Genomic DNA, 15,688 nt, shown 5'->3' with positions numbered 1-15,688 from the left:
CAGGCTTTTTTTATGCGTCTATCGTTTTAACTCCTTAAGTGTTTCTCTCCATCTCTTCAAGACATCTTCCGGTTCGTGGAGCTGGATGGCCGGTCCGGATGTCAGATCCGCGTATTTCGCCCGATCTTCCTTGACGGTGATCACGCGGCAGCTGAACCGTTCCCGCTCGTGTTTCGCCTCTTTCAGCGGCGGAAGCGCCTCACATTCCAATGTGACGTAATATGCGGCTCCTCCGTGCCAGGCGATGAAAAGAGCTTGTCCCGAATGCAGCAGGCTTTTTACGGTCGTCGTGTTTTTCCATAAGGCGAGCCGGAGATTTGTTCTGCTCACAGCCACGATTTCACCGGCGCTGATCATAGCCGCGTGCGGACGGCCTTCTTTTGTCACGGATTGGAGCACAAACGCGTCGTGCTGCTTTTTTTCAAGCTCCGTCCCGTCTAAAAGCGTGTAAAGCGCCTCTGGCAAGTGCTCCGTCAGCATTACGCTTTTCTTTCCGGGACAGCGGGAACATGTGCGGCCGTCTCCGTTTCTTTCGGATCAATTTTAAATGCCGGGTTGAATGCCGCCGGATTCGTGATGCTTTCCGGTTCACAGGATCTCCATGTGAAAAAGCAGGTTTGGCATTGGTAAATTTCCCAAGCGCCTTTGACCGGCGATTGGCTGACGGTTTCTCCTTTTTTCGATTCACAGCGCGGGCATGTTTTCATTGCAATCTCATCCTTTCTTATTGATTCATTAAGTCCATCAGTTTTTGTTCCCATTCTTTCGTTGTCAGCGGAGAATCAAGCGGCTGCGAATAATGGCCTCTTGTTTCCGGCGCGACAGGCGTTGTGGCGTCAAGAATCATTTTGTGTGTCATCCCTGCCGGATCAGACCCCGGGTCAAGCGGAAGGACGGACAGGTCAGGAATGATGACTGCATCGTGTTTCGGATGCATTTTCGTTGAGAGCGCCCACATGACTTGCGGCAGGTTAAACGGATCGACATCTTCATCCACGACAATGACCATTTTGCAGTAGCCGAGTCCGTGCGGCGTGGTCAGGGCGCGCATGCCGACCGCCTTGGCAAATCCGCCGTAGCGCGTTTTCGTGGAAATAATGGCGATCAGCCCGTGCGTATACATCGCATTCACGGCGACAATTTCGTTCGGATAAGCTTCCTTGAGCTGCTGGTAAAGCGGCACGCACGTATTAATGCCGATCATATAATCGCACTCCGTCCACGGCATGCCTAAGTATAAATGTTCAAAAATCGGATTGTTTCTATGATATACCCGTTTGATTTTGATCACCGGCATGCTGCGGCCGCCGGAATAATGGCCCGTGAACTCACCGAAAGGTCCTTCGTATTCCCGTTTTCCCGCAAGGATCTCTCCTTCCAGAACGACTTCAGCGCCCCAAGGGATGTCTAAATCAGACAGTTTAGATTTGACGATTCTGTAGGGCTCCCCTTGAATCGCGCCGGCCATTTCATACTCGGATTGATCGTATAACAGCGGAGTTGACGCAGCCGTCGTAATCACCGGCTCACAGCCGAGCGCGATCGTAACGGGAAGATTCACGCCGCGTTCTTCAGCTTGGCGAAGATGAATCGCAATATCATGCTGAGGCACGGGCTGAATGCCGAGGCGGTCTTTTCCCTTTACCTGCATTCTGTAAATGCCGACATTCTGCTTGCCGAAATTGTCCGGATCTTCAAGATCGCGGGAAATGACACACGCTTTATCCAAATAGTAGCCGCCGTCCCCCTGGTTGATTCTGAATAGCGGAAGGATGTCAAATAGGTTGATATCTTCCGTTATTTCATTTTCATGAAACGGCGCGGTTTCTTCCCGTTTGACCGGCACCGGAAATGCATCGTACCGTTTGGCAAACTCAAAGAATTGTTCTTTTACAGGCGTATCTTTAGGCATGCCGAGCATCATCGCGTGATTCGGCCACGAGCCGATGACATTCAGAGCCACCTGCGCATGGTGATGTCCGTAAATATTGTTAAACAAAAGCGCAGGGGTTTTATCCCCGAGATTGCTGGCTGCACGCGCGGCGGCGCCCAGATCCGGCTCCGGTTTCACCTCTTCGTCGACTGTTAAGAGCTGCCCTTCTTTTTCAAGAGCGGCGAGAAATTCCCTAAAATCCTGATAGGCCATTATCAGATTCCTCCTTTTTGTTTTTCAATTCCGTACCACCGTTTCGCTTCCGGCAGACGGATGCCGAACTGATCGAGCGTCCGGAACACAATATGGTCGATCAATTCATCCATGTCAGCCGGCTTGTTATAAAATGCCGGCATCGGCGGAAGAATGACGGAACCCATTTTTGTAAGCGCTAGCATATTTTCTAAATGAATTTGGCTGAGCGGCGTTTCTCTTGTCAGCAGCACAAGTTTTTTCCGCTCCTTCAGAATGACGTCAGCCGACCTTGTCAGCAGATTGTCAGCCATTCCGGTGCGGATGCTTGCCAGTGATTTCATGCTGCACGGAGCGATGATCATCCCGTCCGTTTCAAACGAACCGCTTGAAATCGCCGCTGCCTGATCTTTGTGAGAATACGTATAGGATGCGAGTTTCTCGACATCTTTTAACGTATAATCGGTTTCATGTGTAATGGTGACATTTGCCCAAGGAGACACGACAAGATGGGTTTCGATCTCCGCGGCTTTTAAATATTCTAAAAGCCTGATCCCGAATATGGCTCCCGTTGCCCCGGTCATTCCGATGACGAGCTTCATATTGACCCCTCCTTTACGCTTGAAATGTGGTGTCAAAACCATCATACTCCTGATATATCCATATGAAAAATATTCGTTAAATCTATGTATCATACCTTAAAGGTATAAAAGAAAGGAGCGAGCGTTCTCATGGATATCCGGCAATTGCGTTATTTCATCACCATTGCCCAAGAGCAGAAAATCACGACGGCCGCCAAAAAGCTTCATATGGCACAGCCGCCTTTAAGCAGACAGCTGAAACAGCTCGAAGAAGAATTGGGCGTCATTCTGTTTGACCGCAATAAAAAGAAACAAATGACCCTTACATATGAAGGAAATGTCTTTTTGAAAAGAGCGAAAGAGATTCTTCATAAGTTTGAGGATGCCATTATCGAGGTACAAGAGCTGAAGGAAGAAGTGGCCGGCACACTTGCCGTCGGGTCAACCATTTACTGCGCAGCGCTCATGCTTGAGAAAGTGTCACAGATGAAAGAGCGGTTTCCGCATCTCACCTTTAACATTTGGGAAGATGAGCCCGTCTCACTGCTCGAGCTTCTGGAAACCCGGCAGATTGACGCTGCCGTCACCACCACCTTGATTAAAAACGACGGCATTGAATCGAAGGAGCTTGAAGACATTCCGTGTGTATTGGTGCTGTCCGAGCATTCAAAACGACTGTGCGGAGAAACGATTAAACTGAATGACATCGCCTCTTTGCCTCTGATCCTTTTGCGCACCGTCAATGGAAGAGGTGTGTATGACCAAGTCCTCCAAGTTTGTGAACAGTACGGTCTCGACCTTCAGGTTGTCTGTGAGTGCCATGACTCCGCGACGCTCTTGAGCCTCGTATCATCAGGGTTCGGCGCCACAATTCTGCCTTTGACGATGATTCCCGTCCATATGCGCTCGCATGTCAAAACGGTTATCATCGAAGACAACCCGTTTGTCATGACACCGGCCGTCATCTGGAGGAAAGACAGCTACCTGCCGAAGCCTGTCAGACAGTTTTTGGAATTATTTTGATCCCGGAACACGAAGAATTCCCGCTCATGAAAACCAATTACTTGACTCATACTAAAAAAAAGTTATCCTTTACAATTGGGAGCTATTTTTTCTCAATAAAACTACTCAGAAAAGTGGGGAATAAAGAAGATGAAAAAAGCATTATTCGCTTTGTTCATGATGGTCAGCATCGCAATGCTTGCAGCCTGCGGAAACTCACAGGACAGCGGATCTAAGTCAAAAGACGGCGATCTTTGGGCTTCTGTCAAGAAAAAAGGCGTACTGACCGTCGGTACAGAAGGAACATACGAACCGTTTACCTTCCATGATAAAAAGACTGACAAACTGACCGGATATGATGTTGAAGTGATTCAAGAAGTCGCGAAACGCCTCGGTCTGAAAGCTGACTTCAAAGAAACACAATGGGACAGCATGTTTGCCGGTTTAAACGCGAAACGGTTTGACGTCGTCGCCAACCAAGTCGGCAAAACAGGCCGTGAGAACCAATATGATTTTTCTGATAAATACACAACGTCAAATGCAGTCGTCGTGACGAAAAAAGACAGCACGATTGCGAAAGAGGCTGATGTCAAAGGAAAAACAGCGGCTCAGTCATTAACAAGCAATTACAATAAATTAGCGAAAGAAGCCGGCGCGAAAATTGAAGGCGTTGAAGGCATGGCGCAATCCCTTCAGCTCATTCAGCAGGGCCGCGCTGATCTGACTTACAACGATAAGCTTGCCGTACTGAACTACTTAAAAACGTCCGGCAATAAAAACGTGAAAATCGCGTTTGAAGCAGGCCAGCCGCAGCAGACGTATTTCGCATTCCGAAAAGGAAGCAGCGAACTTGTGACTCACGTCAACAAGGCGTTAAAAGAAATGAAAGAGGACGGGACTCTTTCTAAAATAGCGAAAAAATGGTTCGGCGAAGATGTTTCTAAGTAACTTGCCGGAGCCCGTGATTGCAACAGCCATTCCATGGGATTTGGTGCAGCAGTCATTCTGGCCGATTCTTTCCGGGGGAATCTATTACTCGATTCCCCTTACCATTCTTTCCTTTATTTTCGGAATGATCATCGCGCTGATGACGGCGCTCGCCAGAATGTCAAATATGAAACCATTGAGATGGGTGTTCAGCGTATACGTATCAGCGGTGCGCGGCACTCCTCTTCTCGTTCAATTGTTCATCATTTTTTATCTGTTCCCGACATTTAATATTACGCTGGACCCTTTCCCAAGCGCAGTCATCGCGTTTTCATTAAACGTGGGCGCCTACGCTTCTGAAATCATCCGGGCATCTATTTCATCCGTGCCGAAAGGGCAATGGGAAGCCGGTTATACGATCGGCATGACCTATCGCAAGACATTGTTCCGCGTGATCCTGCCGCAGGCGTTTCGCGTGTCCATTCCGCCATTATCAAATACATTTATCAGCCTGATCAAGGATACATCTCTCGCGTCACAGATTCTCGTCGCGGAGCTGTTCAGAAAAGCGCAGGAAATCGGCGCGCAAAACCTTGATCAAATCTTGGTCATCTATATTGAAGCCGCCTTTATTTATTGGATCATCTGCTTCTTGCTGTCAATCGTACAGCACGTGATCGAACGGCGTCTCGACCGTTATGTGGCCAAATAAGGAGGTTTCGATATGCTTTCCGTCAAAGGATTAAATAAATCATTCGGACAGAATGAAATTTTAAAAAAGATAGATATGGAGATAGAAAAAGGGAAAGTCATCGCCATTCTGGGGCCGTCCGGTTCAGGAAAAACGACGCTTCTGCGCTGTCTGAACGCGCTTGAGATTCCCAATCGCGGCGAGCTGGCATTCTCCGATTTTTCAATAGATTTCTCCAAAAAAGTGAAGCAGGCTGATATTCTTCGCCTCCGCCGCAAATCAGGCATGGTCTTTCAGGCGTATCATCTGTTTCCTCACCGCACGGCGCTTGAAAACGTCATGGAAGGACCCGTTCAAGTGCAAAAGCGCGACAAGGAGCAAGTCAGAAAAGAAGCGATAGAGCTTCTGAAAAAAGTCGGACTGAAAGACAAAATGGATTTATATCCGTTCCAGCTTTCCGGCGGTCAGCAGCAGCGTGTCGGCATCGCCCGCGCGCTTGCGATTCAGCCCGAGCTGATGCTGTTTGACGAACCGACGTCAGCGCTCGATCCGGAGCTGGTCGGCGAGGTGCTCAAAGTGATTAAGGATCTGGCGAACGAAGGCTGGACGATGGTCGTCGTCACCCATGAAATCAAATTTGCGCAGGAAGTGGCCGATGAAGTCATCTTCATTGACGGCGGCGTCATTGTGGAACAAGGACCGCCGGCCCACATCTTTTCCGCGCCGAAAGAAGAACGCACGCAGCGGTTTTTAAATCGTATACTGAATCCTTTGTAGGAGCGGGAGAAGAAGCGAAACACTGATTTCGCTTCTTCTTTTTTTTGGCGGTTATGCTACAATGACAATTAATGAAATTTTATGAAAGAAGGGACCTCTTTGAAGCGGGAATTCTTGATGCGCTGGACGTTTTATTTTGCCGGTCTGTTAATTTTGTCTTTCGGGGTATCGTTAACCATTAAAGGAAAAGCTCTCGGCATTAGCCCTTGGGATGCCTTTCATTATGGGCTTTTTCAGCATTACGGGCTTTCTGTCGGACAATGGTCCATCGTGGTCGGCGCGGTCATCGTCGCTTTAACCTGCCTGTTCACGAGGACACTCCCAAAAATCGGCGCTATCTTAAACATGGTGCTGATGGGAATGTTTATTGATTTCTTTTCGTTTCTGCTTCCTGAGGCGCATGCTTTTTCCTTAGCGGCCGTGTTCTTTTCTATCGGATTGCTGCTGATCGGCTGCGGCGTCGGTATTTACGTATCAGCAGGGCTCGGCGCCGGCCCCCGGGACTCTCTGATGATGCTGATATCTGAAAAAACGGGCTGGAACGTGCAATGGGTGCGGAACGGCATTGAGCTGACGATTCTTGCCGCAGCCTGGATGATGGGCGGACCGATCGGCGCCGGAACCATTATTACGGCTGTTTTGACGGGGCTGATTCTGCGTTTTTCTTTGCCGCAGTCCTCTAAACTGTTAACATACGCGATCTCCGGGCGGGCAACGTCCGTTCATTAAAAACAAAGCCGAAACGGTTTTGTTTTTTTATTTTCGGACAGCTTTCGTCTGATATGATAGGATGGTTTTGACAATATTTTCAGACGGAGGATCTGGACATGAAGATTTACGGAGTATATATGGACCGCCCGCTTTCTGCAGGGGAAGAGAATCGGATGATGGCGGCCGTGTCCGCCGAAAAGCGGGAAAAATGCCGGCGCTTTTACCATAAGGAGGATGCTCACCGCACCTTGATCGGCGACATGCTGATCCGCACCGCTGCGGCGAAGGCTTACGGACTTGATCCGGCCGGGATTTCATTCAGCGTTCAGGAATACGGAAAGCCGTACATCCCCGCGCTTCCGGACATGCACTTTAATATTTCCCACTCCGGTCGCTGGATCGTGTGCGCCGTTGATTCAAAACCGATCGGCATTGATATTGAAAAAATGAAGCCCGGCACGATTGATATCGCCAAACGGTTTTTTTCGCCGACGGAATACAGTGATCTGCAAGCGAAACACCCCGATCAGCAGACCGATTATTTTTACCACCTGTGGTCGATGAAAGAAAGCTTTATCAAACAGGCCGGAAAAGGGCTTTCCCTGCCGCTTGATTCATTCAGCGTCCGCCTCAAAGACGACGGCCATGTGTCCATTGAGCTTCCGGACGGGCATGAACCTTGTTTCATCCGCACATATGATGCGGACGAGGAGTATAAGCTGGCCGTTTGTGCGGCGCATCCCGATTTTTGTGACGGGATTGAGATGAAAACGTATGAAGAGCTGCTGTAAGCATAGAAAAAGGAGGGTGTCCCCTCCTTTTTTGTCAGCCTGATATTTCCGCCTGTTTCTGCAGCTGCTTTGCTTCCTGATAAATTTCTTCGAACAGATCCGCGATGTGTTCCTCTTCAACACATGAAAATGCGATTCGCAAATCTGTTTCATTAATGGATATCGTCCCGATTCCTCTCTTTTCAAGCAACGACACTCTCAATTCGCCGGCGTTTATGTCTTTCAGCCGGACACACATGAAATAGCCCGAGTTAAACGGGTAAGGCGTCCATACGTCTTCATAGTGCTTGTTTTCTGCAAGAACGGCTTTCACTTTGTCAGCCCGTTTTTTCATGATGTTATATTTCAGCGATTTTTCTTTCTCGTATTCCGGTGACTGCATCGCCCGCAGCATGAATGTTTGGGACGGGTGCGGGGCGCTTGAAATCGTTCCCCTGATAATCCCTTTTGTTTTTTCCTCGAGCACGCGCAGCGCTTTTTCGCTTTTTGTGCTGTACGTAATAAAACCGACGCGGAAGCCCCACGCGTAATTTTCCTTCGTCGCGCCGTCTATTTTCACGCAAAGCACCCGGTCGTGCACTTGGGCGAGTTTGCTGAAGATGGATTCCTGAATGGCCGTTTCATCGTAAAACAGATTGTAATACGCATCGTCTACGAGCACGACAATCTCTTTGCCGGCTTCTGCCGCCTCCAGGATCACGCTGACGATTTCTAACGCTTCCTCTTCTCCCGGCGTATAGCCTGTCGGATTATTCGGGAAATTCAGCACAACAATCGCCTTTTCTTCCTGCTTTTTCAGCAGCTCGGACAGCCCCGCCGCATTAAAACGCCCATCCTGCTGAAAAAGCGGGTACGTCTCAATGGACGCCTTGCGCCGGACACCGAAAATGAAATTGTAATTTCCCCAATATTTATCAGGCAGAAGCAGTGTATCCCCTTCATTGACGAACAAGTCGGCGGCGATGCTCAGCCCGTGTGTTAAAGCGTTTGTCACGATCGGCGTGCTGATGTCTTTGCCGGCTAATGAAGGATTTTCGAGACGCATTTTTTTCAGCCATTCCTGTCTGAGCGGCTCTTTTCCCTGCGGCGGAGCATAATCGTAGATATCATCGGGGTTATAGGCGGACAGTGTCTCTTGAATATGGGAAAAGTGCATGGACTCGCCTTGTGAGGTGGCGATCCCGATCGTGGCATTATACTTTCCGGCCTTGGCTTTCGCTTCCGCCGATTGTGTCAGCACCCCTTTCGGATAAAACAACTCTCTGCCCAAATCAGAAAGCATATGAAGCACGTGCGGGTTTTCTTCAGATAATGTTCTGTTCAGCTCTTTTGCTGCATCATTCATGTACGACAATCCCTTCAAAATTATATTCCATCAAATCATAACATAAAATTTTTGATAAATGAGAAAACGCGCGGGCGGATTTTGTTACAAAAAACAGACAGCGAATGCTGTCTGTCATATCCTATAACAATTGGCCTGCAGTGCTCCTGTTAATAATCTCATAGATTCGTTCCGCCACTTTTTCAGTTTCACTTAATATGAACATGTGGCCGTCCGAAAACTCATGAAATACGGGATTGTCGGCCCATTTTTTCCATCCGTCCGCATCTTTGATACATTTTTTATCCTTCCGCCCGTTAAATATATGGACGGGTGATTGAATCATGTGAGAATCAGACGGACGGAAGCTTTCAAGCGCGCGGTAGTCGGATCTGAAAGAAGGCAGGAAAAATGACATGACCTCCTTATTCTCCACTAACTCCTGCGGCATTCCGCCAAGCTCGATAATATGGGCGAGAAATTTTTCATCATCAAGATGAGACACTTTTTTCCTTTCCACGTGCGGCGGCTGAATGGCTGAGATGATCACGGCCTGCGGGTAAATGCCCTCCCGCTCCAGCTTTTGCGCCAGCCTGAAAGCGACCATGCCTCCCATACTGTGGCCGAACAGCACAAACGGGCGGTCAGGATGGAGATTCAACTCCTGCTTGTATAAACTGACAAGCTGTTCAAAATCCTCAACGGGGGACATTTGATTTGTTCCGTGTCCCGGCGGTTCCGCGGCAAGCATCTCACACTCACCTTGAAGATAGGTGTGGAGCGGGCGGAATGATGCGGAATAGCCTCCTGCGAACGGAAAACAGATAAGCTGCGTTTTTTCCGTGGTATCGAACGATTTAAAGAGCTGGACCATTGGCGGGCTTCCTCCTTTTCTATCGTGAAGTTGTCAGCTTCAGATGTTCCTTCCTTAGGAATTCGAGCAAATATGCCGCATTCCTTTCGAGACATTCTCCCTGAAGCATTTCTGCGTGCGTGCCGCAGCCTTTTTTCACACGGTATTCACCTGTCGTGGCTTCCTCCCACGAAGCGAGCCACGGCGGCATCGCAAAGTCCGGTGCTGACGTTAATAGATCTATATCCGCTTTGACCGTGCCGGTGCTGACGGTATGCACGAAATAAGAATAAAACGCGTTTGTTTTTTTGGCGAGACCTTCTTTGACGGCTTCGTTATTCAGCGCTTCATTGTCCCGGTTTACCTTCATCAGCGCCTGGACATCACTTTCTACGGTGCGGCCTTCTAAGTCGCTGATGCCTTGTTTTTTATAAGAATCAACCATGATCAGCCGCTCCACTTTACGTCCTTCGGCTTCAAGCCGTTTGGCCGTTTCAAAGGCGAGCGTGCAGCCTGCCGAGTATCCGAACATCTTGACCGGTCCTTCCGGCTGGAGCTGATTGATCAGCTCTGTGTAGCGTTCGATGCGGTTGTCTTCCTCGATAAAATCAAACGCACAAATTCTATAGCCGGACAGCTGTTTTGCCAGCGGCTGGTACATCAGCCCGTAACCGAGAACCGGCGGGAACGCAAACAGTGTGTCAGACTGATTTTTATTCATGATGGTGAGATCTTTCATTCCTTTTTCTTCACCGTGAAGCAGATAACCGGCAATGTCTGCGATTGTCGTCGCTTCGAATAACAGCTGCACCGGAATGTCCGTACCGAGCTCTTTTTTAATGCGAGACGCTGCCGTCATCGCTTTTAAGGAATGGCCTCCGAGCGCGAAGAAATCATCATGAATCCCAATCTGCTGTCTGCCGAGGATGTCGGACCAGATGTGCGCAATTGTTTCTTCCGTCGCGTTTCGAGGCCCGATCCATTCTTTCGCCAGCTGAGTCTGATCCGGTTTCGGCAGCTGCCGTTTATTGACCTTCCCGTTTGTCGTTAACGGAAGCTCCTCTAAGAAAGTAAAGGTTTGCGGCACCATGTAAGCAGGAAGCTGTTTTTTCAAGTGCCTCTTTACGTCTTCAGCTGAAAGCGGCGTCCGGTTCACGAGGTAGGCGTTGATTGATGCATCTCCGGACTCATGGCGGTCCGCAACAACGACCGCATCTTTCACACCCGGGTATTCCTGCAGCTGCTTTTCGATTTCTTCAAGCTCAATCCGGTGTCCGCGTATTTTGACCTGGTCGTCAATACGCCCGGCGTATTCAATTGTTCCATCCGGCAGCCAGCGTGCTAAATCCCCTGTGCGGTAAAGCGTTTCTCCCGGCTTGAACGGATTTGGAATAAACGTTTGCTTCGTCAGATCATGACGGTTCAGATACCCTTTTGATACACCCATTCCGCTGATGCACAGTTCACCGACAGCCCCAAATGGCTGAAGCTGATTTTGCCCGTTAAGAATATAAACACTTGCATTGCTGATCGGCTTTCCGATCGGCAATGAGGAAATGGAATCCGGTATATCATGCACGACGTGAGCTGTCGCAAACACCGTTCCCTCAGTCGGCCCGTAGCAATTAATCAGCTTGCCAGGCCCCATGATCTCAAGCGCCTTTCTGACGTGAGGCACAGACGCGCGCTCACCCCCGAATAACACACAGCGAAGCCCCTTCAGCCACTCCTCTCCCGCATCGGTGAGAAGATTAAAAAGTGCGGTTGTCGCAAACATGACATTGACATTCTCCTGCCGGATCAGATCAGTGAGCCGTTCTGTATCAAGCAGTGTATGTTCATCTGCGATAATGAGCCGTGCCGCATTCAGTATTGATGCGTAGAAGTCAAAGGTAAATGCGTCAAAGGCGTAATTGGAAACAGATAAGAACGTATCTTTTTCAGAAAATGCCATGTAATCTACATGCTTGACCAATCCTTGAATATTGGCATGAGTGGTGATATTGCCCTTCGGCTTTCCGGTTGTGCCGGACGTATACATAATATACGCGGGATCATCGGGATCAATTGCGGCTGCAGGATCGCTTGCCTGTTCCTCAAACCGTGCTTGATCATCGATGATGAGTGTTGTTCCTGTATACGGCAGCTGAGCCGCTTTTTCTTTCATCTCCTGATGTGTCAGCAGACAGGCTGCCGCACTGTCAGCCAGCATGTACGAGATTCGGTCTTCCGGCAGCTTCGGATCAACCGGCAGATAAGCCGCTCCCGCTTTTAATACGCCGAGAATGCCGATCACCAGTTCAAGCGAGCGCTTCGTGTACAACGCGACAACGGAGCCTTTGCCCGCACCTTGCTTTTGCAAACGGCGCGCAAGACGGTTCGCTTCCTCATCTAATTCACGATAGGAAAGAGTCTGGCCGGAATACGTAAGCGCCGGCGCATCAGGATTTACATTCACCGCTTCCTTGAACCAATCCGTCAGAGGCTTCGCCTGATGAGTCTGAGCCGGCGGGTTTAAGCCGGTAAGCAGAAACTCTCTTTCCTTTTCATCAACAAGTCTGATCGTATTGACAGGCTGATCCGGCTTCTGGATGAGCTGCTGAATCGCAGTGAGAAGCTGAGATTTTAAGCGCAGGATAAACGCCTCATCAAACACATTCCCGTTATAGGCAAGCTTAATCAGCATTTCATCACCTGGAGAAGCCATCAGGTTGAGATCATAATTCGATTTCTCAAAAACGTGTACGTCCTCCATATCAAAGCCGTTTTCACTGTTCTCTTCATTTTTTGCATCCTGAAGCGGATAATTTTCAAACACAATGATGTGGTCAATGAGCTTTGGCTGATCGGCTTGGCTTTGGATGTCATAGAGCGGCACATATTGATGCGGCTCAGACTGCAGCGATTGCTCCTGCAGCTGCTTGAGCAAGCCGTTAAATGTGGTATCCTCAGACAGCTTCACCCGCCTCGGAACAGCATTGATAAACAGCCCGACCATATGTTCAACGCCTTTGATTTCTGCGGGACGCCCGGAAACGACTGTGCCGAAGATCAAATCGCCGGACTGCTGGTAGCGGCTGATTAATACACTCCAAACCGCCTGCAGCGCCGTACTCAAAGTGGTATGCTGCGATTTTGCAAGCTCGGTAAATGCTTTTGTTTCCTCCTCCGGCAGTGAGAAGAGCAGCTCTTTCGGCTCATAGCCGTCCTTTTGTTTCTTTCTTTGCTCCGCAAATGTCGTTTGTCCTTCAAAATCTTCTAAGTACCCGCGCCAGTAATGCAGTGATGCTTGTTTATCCTGCTTTTCAAGCCACTTGATATAGTCTTTATACGGTTTGACCGGCGGCAGGCTGTACGGCTTTTGTTCGCGCAGGGCATTGTATACCTTAAACAGATCCTGCACGACGATGCCGAAGCACCAGCCGTCCAAAATGATGTGGTGGTAGCTCCACACCCATTCAAAGCTTTCTTCCGATTTTTTAAAAATGGCTGCCCGCATCGGAATATCCCGCGTCAAATCAAAGCCCTTGATCTTATCCTGTTCTTTGTATTCATTGATTTTGGCTATTTGCTCGCTGTCCGTTACATGTGTCAGATCGATTTCTTCTATCTGAAACTGCCGTTTTTTCAATACGACTTGGACCGGCCTTTTTACTTTTTCGTGAATGAACACGGTACGAAATACATCGTACCGGTCCATGATCACATTCATGCTTTCTTCAAGGCATTTGATATTCAAGCTGCCTTTTACTTTCATTGTCATTTGTTCGATGTAAAAGCTTTGGCCGGGATTCAGGAGAGTATGAAACAGCATTCCCTCCTGCATCGGCGACAAATAATACATGTCCTGAACCTGATCTTTGCTGAATTTGCTCATCTGCTCCGCTCCCCCCTTCTGTGATCTGTTTTTGTCACGTTAAATTCTCCTCAAGCATGTCAAAGATGTCTCCCATTTCATCCATCTCAAGATCCTGCGCGCTGAAATCGCTCGGCGTAAATTCTTTCTCCTCTTTGGCCGTGCAATGGCGGATGATCATTAAGAGATTGTCTTTAAACCGCTGCATCTGTGTTTCGACGGTGCTTCTTCCATATTCTTCCTGATTGTATGAGCAGGAAATGACGAAGCGGCCGCCTGTAACCATCCCGCTGAAGCTCAGTGCGTATAACGCCTCTGACTCTTCGCTGACTTGACGTCCCATATCATATGGAGACGGCTCAAACCATTCCGTTTTCACTTCATTGTCAAACTGCCCCAAGTAGTTAAAACTGATTTCAGGCGTGACGCCTTTTTCTGTTTCATCGGATGACAGATACCGGAGAATCCCGTATCCTACACCTTTATCAGGAACGCGCCGCACCGTCTCTTTTACCGTTTTAATAACGGAAGAGACGCCGTCTTCCTTGCTGATCTGCAGAATCAAAGGATATTGGGCCGTAAACCAGCCGACCGTCCGTGAAATATTGACATTCGGTATGATTTCTTCCCGGCCGTGTCCTTCTAAGTTGATGCCGACTTTGCCGTTTTCCGTCCATTCACCGATCGTTAAGCCGAGCGCGCTGAGCAGAATGTCGTTGATTTCCGTTCCGTACGGATGATGAACATCTGTGAGCAGCTGCGCCGTTTCTTCCTCAGTCAATTCACATTTCACGGCCGCCGTATGTTTGACGAGCCGTTTGTTCGGATCATGATCTTTCGGCAGCGGCTGGAGTTCTTCCGCATCTGCCTGCGCCCAATAATCCGCCTGCTTTTTCAGCTCTTCTGATTGCGCAAATGTGTTCAGCGCCTCCGCCCAATCTTTAAAGGAGTGGGTTTTCTGCGGGAGGACGATGCTGTTTTGCTGCTGCGCCTGTTTATAACCTGAAGCGAAATCCTCAAGCAGAATTCTCCATGAAACCCCGTCCACGACGAGATGGTGAATCGCGATTAACAGATGATCGCCTTGTTCTGTCCGGTATTGCTCCGCTTTTAACAGCGGACCGTTCTCCAGATCCAGACTTCCCTGAAGATGATCGGCAAGCCGCTGAATCTGGCTTTTCAGCATATCCTCGTCAGTTCCGTACAGATCAACGATGTCAAAGCTTGCCTTGCATTCTGTGGCAGGGAGATATGTCTGAATGATGCCTTCCCTTTCTTCACGGTAAACCATGCGGAGCGCATCATGGTGTTCAATCAATGCTTGCAGGGTTTTTTCCACCAGGTCCGGATCAAAGCCGTCTTTCGCGTGAAGCATGACGGATTGGTTCCAGTGGTGTTTGTCCGTGAAGTTTCGTTCAAAGAACCAGCGCTGGATCGGCGTTAAGGACGCTTCGCCTTCGACAGGGCCCTGGTCGGCCTGCTTGCCTTCCGTCCGCTCCACATAAGAGACGAGCTCTTCGATGGTCGGATGCTGGAAGAGATCCTTCATCTCCAGCTTGTAGCCGTGCTGGTTCAGACGGCTCGCCATTTGGATGCCTTTGATCGAGTCGCCGCCGAGCGTGAAGAAATTATCGCTTACGCCGATCTGGTCAAGACCGAGCACTTCCTGCCAAATGTCTGAAAGCAGCGTCTCCATCTCCGTTTCCGGCGCTTTATATACGGCGCTTCCCGCTTCAATGTCAGGCGCCGGCAGGGCTTTTTTGTCAATCTTTCCGTTCGCGGTGACCGGAAGCTCGTCCATCTCCACCCAGAACGCCGGCACCATGTAGTCAGGCAGCGTGTCTTTCAACGCGGATTTGAGCGCTTCAATATCGTCCTGCTGAGGCGCGACATAGGCGCAAAGCGCGGTATTGCCCGCTTTGTCTTCCACCGCCGTCACCGCTGCGTCATGAACGTCCGCAAGCTGGGCGAGGCGGACTTCGATTTCTGAAAGCTCGATCCGGTAGCCCCGCACTTTGACCTGCTGGTCGATACGGCCGATGTATTCAAT

At 49.4% G+C, this 15,688-nt stretch carries 14 protein-coding genes; 6 read left to right on the top strand and 8 right to left on the bottom strand.

The features are described from left to right. Positions 1-18: 18 nt before the first annotated feature. Genes OTK50_RS16965 through OTK50_RS16950 form a run of 4 tightly spaced genes read right to left on the bottom strand, consistent with a single transcriptional unit; the run spans position 19 to position 2,763 of the window. On the bottom strand, positions 19-480 hold the full coding sequence (locus tag OTK50_RS16965; protein ID WP_045206751.1) for a hypothetical protein: 462 nt from the start codon (positions 478-480) through the stop codon (positions 19-21). Then, positions 480-707, bottom strand: coding sequence for a non-oxidative hydroxyarylic acid decarboxylases subunit D (locus tag OTK50_RS16960; RefSeq protein ID WP_007410250.1), 228 nt, complete (start codon positions 705-707; stop codon positions 480-482). The genes OTK50_RS16965 and OTK50_RS16960 overlap by 1 nt, the downstream gene beginning before the upstream one ends. 17 nt (positions 708-724) lie before the next feature. Then, positions 725-2,146: a phenolic acid decarboxylase BsdC gene (bsdC, locus tag OTK50_RS16955; protein ID WP_045206749.1), complete on the bottom strand. Its 1,422-nt coding sequence runs from the start codon at positions 2,144-2,146 to the stop codon at positions 725-727. A 2-nt stretch (positions 2,147-2,148) separates the two neighbouring features. Continuing rightward, complete coding sequence (locus OTK50_RS16950) at positions 2,149-2,763, bottom strand: non-oxidative hydroxyarylic acid decarboxylases subunit B (RefSeq protein ID WP_087920750.1); 615 nt, start codon at positions 2,761-2,763, stop codon at positions 2,149-2,151. A gap of 93 nt (positions 2,764-2,856) precedes the next feature. Between OTK50_RS16950 and OTK50_RS16945 the strand changes: the two genes are divergently transcribed. The 6 genes from OTK50_RS16945 to OTK50_RS16920 all read left to right on the top strand — a co-directional run bounded on the left by OTK50_RS16945 (position 2,857) and on the right by OTK50_RS16920 (position 7,605). Then, a complete protein-coding gene (locus OTK50_RS16945) occupies positions 2,857-3,729 on the top strand; it encodes a LysR family transcriptional regulator (protein ID WP_003156371.1) in 873 nt (290 codons plus the stop codon). 129 nt (positions 3,730-3,858) lie between these two features. After that, positions 3,859-4,656, top strand: coding sequence for a cystine ABC transporter substrate-binding lipoprotein TcyA (tcyA, locus tag OTK50_RS16940; protein WP_045206746.1), 798 nt, complete (start codon positions 3,859-3,861; stop codon positions 4,654-4,656). Beyond that, positions 4,643-5,347 carry an amino acid ABC transporter permease gene (locus OTK50_RS16935; RefSeq protein WP_032872846.1) on the top strand — a complete coding sequence of 235 codons (705 nt, stop codon included), beginning with the start codon at positions 4,643-4,645 and terminating at the stop codon, positions 5,345-5,347. The genes tcyA and OTK50_RS16935 overlap by 14 nt, the downstream gene beginning before the upstream one ends. 12 nt (positions 5,348-5,359) lie before the next feature. Beyond that, entirely contained in the window at positions 5,360-6,103 is a 744-nt protein-coding gene (gene tcyC / locus OTK50_RS16930) for a cystine ABC transporter ATP-binding protein TcyC (protein ID WP_045206744.1), read from the top strand. Positions 6,104-6,184: 81 nt separating this feature from the next. After that, on the top strand, positions 6,185-6,832 hold the full coding sequence (locus OTK50_RS16925; protein WP_410170655.1) for a YczE/YyaS/YitT family protein: 648 nt from the start codon (positions 6,185-6,187) through the stop codon (positions 6,830-6,832). Between the two features lie 98 nt (positions 6,833-6,930). Next, positions 6,931-7,605 carry a 4'-phosphopantetheinyl transferase family protein gene (locus OTK50_RS16920; protein WP_266121972.1) on the top strand — a complete coding sequence of 225 codons (675 nt, stop codon included), beginning with the start codon at positions 6,931-6,933 and terminating at the stop codon, positions 7,603-7,605. A gap of 34 nt (positions 7,606-7,639) precedes the next feature. Here OTK50_RS16920 and OTK50_RS16915 read toward each other — a convergent pair whose 3' ends face one another. From OTK50_RS16915 to OTK50_RS16900, 4 genes are all read right to left on the bottom strand, one after another. Then, entirely contained in the window at positions 7,640-8,950 is a 1,311-nt protein-coding gene (locus OTK50_RS16915; RefSeq protein WP_038456929.1) for an aminotransferase class I/II-fold pyridoxal phosphate-dependent enzyme, read from the bottom strand. 121 nt (positions 8,951-9,071) lie between these two features. Then, complete coding sequence (gene srfAD, locus OTK50_RS16910; RefSeq protein WP_007609310.1) at positions 9,072-9,803, bottom strand: surfactin biosynthesis thioesterase SrfAD; 732 nt, start codon at positions 9,801-9,803, stop codon at positions 9,072-9,074. 19 nt (positions 9,804-9,822) lie between these two features. Then, positions 9,823-13,659 (bottom strand): surfactin non-ribosomal peptide synthetase SrfAC, encoded by a 3,837-nt coding sequence (srfAC, locus tag OTK50_RS16905; protein ID WP_224224026.1) that lies wholly within the window; start codon positions 13,657-13,659, stop codon positions 9,823-9,825. A 34-nt stretch (positions 13,660-13,693) separates the two neighbouring features. Then, positions 13,694-15,688 (bottom strand): condensation domain-containing protein (locus OTK50_RS16900; protein ID WP_266121971.1); only part of this gene is annotated, 1,995 nt, incomplete at its 5' end.

The organism is Bacillus sp. NEAU-CP5 (assembly GCF_026420705.1).
GTDB classification, from domain to species: domain Bacteria; phylum Bacillota; class Bacilli; order Bacillales; family Bacillaceae; genus Bacillus; species Bacillus velezensis.
Note: the sequence above shows the minus strand (reverse complement) of the source record. Positions and strands in the feature narration are given on the sequence as shown.

Bases quoted from the DNA above. Each gene is read 5' to 3' on its own strand.
- OTK50_RS16965 (WP_045206751.1), bottom strand. From the start codon at position 480: ATGCTGACGGAGCACTTGCCAGAGGCGCTTTACACGCTTTTAGACGGG.
- OTK50_RS16960 (WP_007410250.1), bottom strand. From the start codon at position 707: ATGAAAACATGCCCGCGCTGTGAATCGAAAAAAGGAGAAACCGTCAGC.
- bsdC (WP_045206749.1), bottom strand. From the start codon at position 2,146: ATGGCCTATCAGGATTTTAGGGAATTTCTCGCCGCTCTTGAAAAAGAA.
- OTK50_RS16945 (WP_003156371.1), top strand. From the start codon at position 2,857: ATGGATATCCGGCAATTGCGTTATTTCATCACCATTGCCCAAGAGCAG.
- tcyA (WP_045206746.1), top strand. From the start codon at position 3,859: ATGAAAAAAGCATTATTCGCTTTGTTCATGATGGTCAGCATCGCAATG.
- OTK50_RS16935 (WP_032872846.1), top strand. From the start codon at position 4,643: ATGTTTCTAAGTAACTTGCCGGAGCCCGTGATTGCAACAGCCATTCCA.
- tcyC (WP_045206744.1), top strand. From the start codon at position 5,360: ATGCTTTCCGTCAAAGGATTAAATAAATCATTCGGACAGAATGAAATT.
- OTK50_RS16925 (WP_410170655.1), top strand. From the start codon at position 6,185: ATGAAAGAAGGGACCTCTTTGAAGCGGGAATTCTTGATGCGCTGGACG.
- OTK50_RS16920 (WP_266121972.1), top strand. From the start codon at position 6,931: ATGAAGATTTACGGAGTATATATGGACCGCCCGCTTTCTGCAGGGGAA.
- OTK50_RS16915 (WP_038456929.1), bottom strand. From the start codon at position 8,950: ATGAATGATGCAGCAAAAGAGCTGAACAGAACATTATCTGAAGAAAAC.
- srfAD (WP_007609310.1), bottom strand. From the start codon at position 9,803: ATGGTCCAGCTCTTTAAATCGTTCGATACCACGGAAAAAACGCAGCTT.
- srfAC (WP_224224026.1), bottom strand. From the start codon at position 13,659: ATGAGCAAATTCAGCAAAGATCAGGTTCAGGACATGTATTATTTGTCG.